The sequence below is a fragment of the Marinibacterium profundimaris genome (genome assembly GCF_002210095.1).
In the GTDB taxonomy this organism is placed as follows: Bacteria; Pseudomonadota; Alphaproteobacteria; order Rhodobacterales; family Rhodobacteraceae; genus Marinibacterium; species Marinibacterium profundimaris.
Genome location: NZ_AQQR01000001.1, coordinates 1,052,210 through 1,058,968 on the forward strand (window position 1 = coordinate 1,052,210; position 6,759 = coordinate 1,058,968).

Genomic DNA, 6,759 nt, shown 5'->3' on the forward strand with positions numbered 1-6,759 from the left:
CCTTCTGCCGTGGACTCAGTTGCTCGAGGTCAGCTGTATACCCTCGAGCTTGGAAGGTTCAACGGTCGGCCGGAGCCCCAGCAGGGGTGCGACGCGCCCGATCAGCTCGGCGGCGACGGGTACGGCGGTCCAGCCCGCGGTGCGCCGGGTTTCGCCGTAGGCCTCGATCGAGGGCTCGTCCAGCGTCACAATCAGCACGTATTTCGGATCATGCGACGGAAAGATCGTCGCGAAGGTCGAGATCAGCCGGTCCTTGTAATAGCCGCCGCGGGGCTTCGGCTTGTCGGCGCTGCCGGTCTTGCCCCCCACCGAATAGCCTTCGACATCGCCGAAGCTCGCGGTGCCGTCGGTGACCACCTTGCGCAGCATCTTGCGCGCCGCCGAGGCCGCCTTTTCCGACATCACGCGCGGACCCAGCTGCGGCGTGGTCTGCTTGAGAACCGTGGGGCTGACGTAGTGGCCGCCGTTGGCGATCGCCGCGTAGCCCGCCGCCAGGTGCATGGGGCTGGTCGAGATGCCATGGCCGTAAGAGATCGTGACCGTGGACAGGTCGGTCCAGCGTTCGGGCAGCAGCGGCTTGCCGCCGGCGGCCTCGACGATCTCGAACGGGGTCGGGTCGAACATGCCCAGCGAGCCCAGGAAGGCCTTCTGCCGGGTGCTTCCGATCTGCAGCGCCAGCCGCCCGGTGCCCCGGTTCGACGAATGCACGATGACGTCCGCGACCGAAATCTCGCCATAGTTCTTGCCCTGGAATTCGCTGATCCGGTGCCCGCCGACGATCAGCGGGCCGGCGGTCTGGATCATCGTGTCCGCCGTCACGAGGCCAAGGTCGATGGCCTGTGCCACGGCGAAGATCTTGAAGGTCGAGCCAAGCTCGTACACGCCCTGCACCGCGCGGTTGAACAGCGGGCTGACCGAGGGGTCGTTGCCCGACACCGGCGGGCGCGGGCGGTTGTTCGGATCGAAATCGGGCAGCGACACGACCGAGATCACCTCGCCCGTGTGCACGTCCATCAGGACCGAGCTTGCGCCCTTGGCATTCATCAGCGTCATGCCGCCGGCAAGAACCCGTTCCGCCGCGGCCTGAACCGTCAGGTCGATAGACAGCTGCAGCGGGCGGGTTCCGTTGGCCGGGTCGCGCAGGTAGCCGTCGAACTGCTTTTCCACGCCGGCGATGCCGATCACCTCGGCGGCGTTCACGCCCTCGCGGCCGTATTGAGTGCCGCCCAGGATATGCGCGGCCAGCTTGCCGTTGGGATAAAGCCGCATCTCGCGCGGGCCGAACAGCAGTCCGGGATCGCCGATGTCATGCACCGCCTGCTTCTGCTCGGGCGATATCTTGCGCTTGATCCAGTCGAACTTGCGCTTGCCGGTGAACAGCTCCAGCAGCTTCTCTTCCTCCAGGTCGGGGAAGATCTTCACCAGTTCCTGTGCCGCATATTCCGGATCGATAAGGTTGGGCGGCTGCACGTACAGCGAATGGGTCTCGAAATTGGTGGCCAGGATGCGACCGTGCCGGTCGGTGATGTCGGCGCGCTGCTGCGCGATCACGGCACCATGGGCCGAGGCCACCGGCTCCACCGCTTCGGAGGTGGCCAGATGCCCCATCCGCACACCGATCACCACGAAGGCCGTGACGAAGAAGACTGACAGCACCAGAAGCCGTCCCTCGGCCCGGGCGCGGGCCTTGTCCTGCATCTCTTCATGCCGGCGGCGCAGGTTCTCGCGTTCGATCACGTCGGGGTTCTCGCCCTTGTCCCGGGCGGGCAGGATACGGGCAAGCGGGCGCAGGGGAATGCGGCTCATGGGATCTGCATATCCTTGGTGTTTGAGACGTCGACCGCGCTGTCGATGTCGAACAGCGGGCTCTCGCTGGCGGGTTTGGGATAGCCGACCTCGTCCACATAGCCGAACTGGTCGGGACGCAGCGGCAGCAATCCAAGCCGGTCAAAGTTGATCTCGGCCAGCTCGCGCAGCCGGTCGGGGCGGTTGAGATAGGCCCATTCCGCCTTCAGCACCGCCAGCCGGGCCTGGGCCGAGCCGATCTGGCGCTGCAGCGACTGGGTTTCCGACAGCACTTCCTGGGTCGCGTAATTCTCGCGGTAGGCCCAGAAGGCCAGTCCGAAGACGGCAAGAGCGGTCAGGATGTAGAGCAAGCCCTTCACCTGCGGGTCTCCTTCAGTTGCGGCATGCCAATGGATTTCGCGTCGATCCCGCCGGCCGGCGCATCGGTGCGCCGCGCCACGCGCAGCTTGGCCGAGCGCGACCGGGGGTTTTCCGCCAGCTCCTCGTCATCCGGCCCGATGGCCCGGCGCGAGAGCAGCTCGAACTGCGGCGCGGCCTCTTCCAGCTGCGGCGCATAGCGGTTGGCCCGCCCGGTCTGGCCCGCCCGCGATTGCAGGAAGCGTTTGACCATGCGGTCCTCGATGGAATGGAACGTCACGACAGCCAGCTTGCCGCCGGGTTTCAGCGCGCGTTCGGCGGCCATGAGCCCTTCGTAAAGCTCTTCGTATTCCGCGTTCACCGCGATGCGCAGGCCCTGGAAGGAACGCGTCGCCGGGTGGCTTTGGCCCGGCTTGGCGCGCGGCAGGCAGCCTTCGACGATCTCGGCCAGGCGCAGGGTGGTGGTGATGGGCGCCTTCTCGCGCTCGCGCAGGATGGCGCGGGCGATACGGCGGCTGGCGCGTTCCTCGCCGAACTGGAACAGGATGTCGGCCAGCGCCGCCTCGGGCAGCTCGTTGACCAGATCGGCGGCCGAGGGCCCCTCCTGCGACATCCGCATGTCGAGCGGGCCGTCGCGCAGGAAGGAAAAGCCGCGCTCTGCCTGGTCAAGCTGCATGGAGGAGACGCCAAGATCGAGGACCACGCCGTCGAGATCCTGCGCATACTCGTCCATGCGCGAGAAAACGCCCTGCTGCAGCACCAGCCGGTCGCCATAGTCGGACACCCAGGGCGCCGCCATTTCGAACGCCAGCGGATCGCGGTCGACACCGATCACGCGGTCGGCCCCGGCCTCCAGCAGTCCCTTGGTGTAGCCCCCTGCCCCGAAGGTGCCGTCCAGCCATGTTCCGGAGACCGGAGCAACCGCGGCAAGCAGCGGTCGCAGCAGGACGGGAACATGGGGGGCATCGGATGGGCTCTGCTCTGCCGATGCCATGGTCTAGCCCGCCTCCGGCTTTGGCTGCAGCGCCTGTTGCGCCAGAACCATGTCGAGCGCGTCGAGCGGGTTGGTCCCGGGCGCCAGCCCGAAGCCCAGATCCTCGTCCGCCTCATTCTCGTCGAGATAATCCTCGTACTGCTCTTCGGACCACACCTGGAACGTGCCCAGCGTGCCGACAAAGACGGCGTTGGCCTCAAGCTCGAGCCCGATCATGTCGCGGTAGCGCTGCGGGATGACCAGGCGGCCGTCCGGGTCGATCTGTATGGGAATGGACTTGGAAATGTACTGCCGGATCAGGCGCCGCCTGAGGTTGGATTCAGGAAGACGCTCGATCTTCTCGGCGCGCGCGTCGGCGGCGGCCACGGTGTAGCCTTCGAGATAGCGGTTGTCGGCGCCGCCGTAGACCAGCACCAGATTGGGACGCAGACCTTCGGCCCAGGCGGGATCACCGGTTTCCAGCACACGGCGGAAGTCGGCCGGTATGGACAACCGGCCCTTCTTGTCCACCTTGTAGGTGTGCTCGCCTCGGAACCTGGGGTCCACGAACCTTTCCCTTCGCCTGCGCCGCCTTCTCTGCTAGGATTGCGCCTGTACGTCCCCCGTGGTCGTTGCCGTAAACGCAAGACGGCAGGTCGAACCGCTGCCACTGTTCAACCTGCCGCCTCGCCCCGCTTTGAGCGGGAGTGTCCAGCAACGCGCGCCACCTGGGGGGATGTCTGCTCGCTCGCGCGCCGGAACCTTCTTTTGGTCAAATGAAAGGGGGTTGCCCGTATGTTTTTTGCCTACCAGTCGGGCTCTAAGTGGCCCTTTGTTGGTGTGTCTGCCCCGTCGCATCTGACAGGTATGTTGTCTCATGGTGAGCTTTGGAAATCAAGGGAAAAGGCGCCACTTTGGGGGAACGACTGGGCATCGCCGGGAAAATGCGGACCCCGGCGAAAGGCACCCCGCCCCGCGGCGCAACATGGGGACGAAAGGTCGACGCGAAACACCAGATGTAGTGGCCGGATCGCATCCCCCTGAATTCCCGGAAAATCCCGGTCTGACCCGGGAACAGGCCACCCAGAGGCCACGCCAGAGAAAAAATTTACCCTGGGGAAGATTAATTCTGGTGTGACTCGACTGACTCGGCGTCGATTCCATGTGTCGAATGACGAATCACGGACGCTCAAGGCGCCGTGTACGGCGGTGAACGGAGCAAAAGACCCGAAATCCCGTCGCGGGCCGGAAAAAGACGAACCCGGCGCAGCTCTCGCCACACCGGGTCCCGTCTATTCCCATGTTTTTTCCCATAGGCTCCCGTGACCCGCCTTTTGCAGCTTTGACCCCGGTTTCGGGGCCGTTTGCACGGGTTCCAACGGGATCAGCGCAAATCAGGCCATTCCGCCCGCCACCAGCCCGGCGGCGATCCGGCCATAGGCCTGAGCCATGGGACCGTCGCCCGCGGCCACCGGTTCACCCTTGTCGCCCGCAAGCCGGGTATCCAGGTCGATCGGCAGCAGGCCCAGCAGCGGCACGCCCATTGCCTCGGCCTCGGACCGCACGCCGCCATGGCCGAAGATCTCGGTCTCCTTGCCGCAATGAGGACAGACGAAGCTCGACATGTTCTCGATCAGGCCCAGAACCGGGGTCTTCAGCGTCTCGAACATGTCGATCGCCTTGCGCGCATCCAGAAGGGCGACGTCCTGCGGGGTGGAGACGACGATCGCCCCGGTCAGCTGCGCCTTGGTCGACAGCGTCAGCTGGATGTCCCCGGTGCCGGGCGGCAGGTCGACGATCAGAACGTCAAGCTCGCCCCAGGCCACCTGCCCCAGCATCTGCTGCAGCGCGCCCATCAGCATCGGACCGCGCCAGATGACGGCCTTGCGCTCTTCGACCATCAGGCCAAGCGACATCAGGGTCACCCCATGGGCATGCAGCGGCATGATCGTCTTGCCGTCGGGCGAAGCCGGCTTGCCGCTGACCCCCATCATCCGCGGAATCGAGGGACCGTATATATCGGCGTCCAGCAGCCCCACCTTGCGCCCCGCCCTGGCCAGCGCCACGGCGAGGTTCGAGGCCACGGTGGATTTGCCCACCCCGCCCTTGCCGGATCCCACGGCGATGATCCGGTCCACACCGGCAGGCTTCATCGGGCCGTCCTGCGGCTTCGCGTGGCCGCCGACCTTGAGCGTGGGCGGCTGCTGGCCGCCCGGCTGACCCGCGGGCGGGCCGGCGGGCCGGGAACCCTGCGCGGGCTGGTGCGCGGTGAGCGCAACGCTCACCTTCTCCACCCCGTCGAGAGCGGCCACCGCGGATTCGGCCGCCGCGCGGACCGGCTCCATCCCCCGGGCCGCGTCGGGATCAGAGGCCTCGATGACGAACCGCACCGTGCCGCCGTCGACCTGGATCGCCCGGACCATGTCGCGGCTGGTCAGGGTGCCCCCGTCGGGCAGGCTCACCGCGGCCAGCGCCGCTTCGATCCGCTCTCGTGTCACTGTCATGTCATTCTCCTGGCTCCGTCGCCGGACTATCGGCACGCGCCCGCCGGATGACAAGCAGATGACCCTGCCGGCGAGGGGGCCCAGGGCCGGGATGTCCCGGCCGGCGCGAAGCAATGAACCACAAGTATGCATATAGTGATGCACATGCCGATGCACGGGGCCCCCGGGCGTCCGGAGGTCGCATGCCCCGGTGGCCCCGGCGGGCTGCGCCGCCTGTCGCTCGCTGCAAGCCAATGGGCGGCCTGCTCACGCCTTCGTTTACACGCGTCAAGGTTCATGCAGTTTCTGCATAGCAGCATTGTAGAGCTGTGCGTTGTGCAGGTGCAGCATGAAATCTATGTTCGCCCTAACAGAAACGACGCAACATCACTCTAACCCACGAGGATCCGAGCATGAGCAAGCAAATCGCACTTACGGCCCCGATGGCCCACGAGCCCGCTCTTCTTCGCACCCTGGTGGACCGCTTCTCGGCGCGCCGCGCCCGCAACAAGGTCTACCGGGAAACGCTCGCGGAACTCCGCGCCCTCAGCGACCGCGACCTGCGCGACCTGGGCATGTCCCGCGCCAGCATCCACAGCGTGGCCTGGGAGGCCGCAGCCGGGGCGCGCTGAGCCCCACAGAGTTACCGAGATCAGGTTTCCTCCTCCTCCCTTGGGAACCTGAACTTAGCGGCGGCATCCTCCTCCTCCCTGATGTCGTCGCGCTTTTTCACCGGCCCCGAAGGTCGGAACCAGATTGCACCGGAGACTTCCTCCTCCCTCGCTTCGGTGTTTCGGCGGTCGGTGCCACTCCTCCTCCCAGGCGCCGCCGCCACCCCATACCGGCCTGGATAGCCGGAACCAGACGCACCGGGGCTTCCTCCTCCCTCAGCTCACGGTGTTTCGGCGGTCGGTGCCACTCCTCCTCCCAGGTGCCACCGCCACCCCATACCGGCCTCGACAGCCGGAACCAGACGCACCGGGGCTTCCTCCTCCCTTAGCTCACGGTGTTTCGGCGGTCGGTGCCACTCCTCCTCCCAGGTGCCACCGCCACCCCATACCGGCCTCGGGCCGGGTTCGGATGTACCAGCCGCTTCCTCCTCCCTCGCGGCCTGGTACTGTAGCAAGCGGCGGCGCCCCT

Annotated in this window: 6 protein-coding genes; 1 reads left to right on the top strand and 5 read right to left on the bottom strand. The window is 66.5% G+C overall.

From position 1 onward, the window contains the following. Window positions 1-15 precede the first annotated feature (15 nt). The 5 genes from ATO3_RS05000 to ATO3_RS05020 form a co-directional block, all read right to left on the bottom strand. A complete protein-coding gene (locus ATO3_RS05000; RefSeq protein ID WP_088648660.1) occupies window positions 16-1,806 on the bottom strand; it encodes a peptidoglycan D,D-transpeptidase FtsI family protein in 1,791 nt (596 codons plus the stop codon). Next, a complete protein-coding gene (gene ftsL / locus ATO3_RS05005; protein ID WP_088648661.1) occupies window positions 1,803-2,165 on the bottom strand; it encodes a cell division protein FtsL in 363 nt (120 codons plus the stop codon). Before ftsL ends, ATO3_RS05000 begins: the two co-directional genes overlap by 4 nt. After that, window positions 2,162-3,157, bottom strand: coding sequence for a 16S rRNA (cytosine(1402)-N(4))-methyltransferase RsmH (gene rsmH, locus ATO3_RS05010; protein WP_088648662.1), 996 nt, complete (start codon window positions 3,155-3,157; stop codon window positions 2,162-2,164). Before rsmH ends, ftsL begins: the two co-directional genes overlap by 4 nt. A gap of 3 nt (window positions 3,158-3,160) precedes the next feature. Continuing rightward, the gene (locus ATO3_RS05015) at window positions 3,161-3,703 is read right to left on the bottom strand and encodes a division/cell wall cluster transcriptional repressor MraZ (RefSeq protein ID WP_088648663.1); all 543 of its coding nucleotides are present in this window, start codon (window positions 3,701-3,703) and stop codon (window positions 3,161-3,163) included. Window positions 3,704-4,530: 827 nt separating this feature from the next. Then, window positions 4,531-5,640, bottom strand: coding sequence for an Mrp/NBP35 family ATP-binding protein (locus ATO3_RS05020; protein WP_088648664.1), 1,110 nt, complete (start codon window positions 5,638-5,640; stop codon window positions 4,531-4,533). A 392-nt stretch (window positions 5,641-6,032) separates the two neighbouring features. Between ATO3_RS05020 and ATO3_RS05025 the strand changes: the two genes are divergently transcribed. Then, window positions 6,033-6,251 carry a DUF1127 domain-containing protein gene (locus ATO3_RS05025; protein ID WP_233152024.1) on the top strand — a complete coding sequence of 73 codons (219 nt, stop codon included), beginning with the start codon at window positions 6,033-6,035 and terminating at the stop codon, window positions 6,249-6,251. The last annotated feature ends 508 nt before the right edge of the window (window positions 6,252-6,759 follow it).

Excerpts from the sequence above, each read along its gene's own strand:
- ATO3_RS05000 (WP_088648660.1), bottom strand. The coding sequence starts at position 1,806 with ATGAGCCGCATTCCCCTGCGCCCGCTTGCCCGTATCCTGCCCGCCCGG.
- ATO3_RS05025 (WP_233152024.1), top strand. The coding sequence starts at position 6,033 with ATGAGCAAGCAAATCGCACTTACGGCCCCGATGGCCCACGAGCCCGCT.
- ATO3_RS05020 (WP_088648664.1), bottom strand. The coding sequence starts at position 5,640 with ATGACAGTGACACGAGAGCGGATCGAAGCGGCGCTGGCCGCGGTGAGC.
- rsmH (WP_088648662.1), bottom strand. The coding sequence starts at position 3,157 with ATGGCATCGGCAGAGCAGAGCCCATCCGATGCCCCCCATGTTCCCGTC.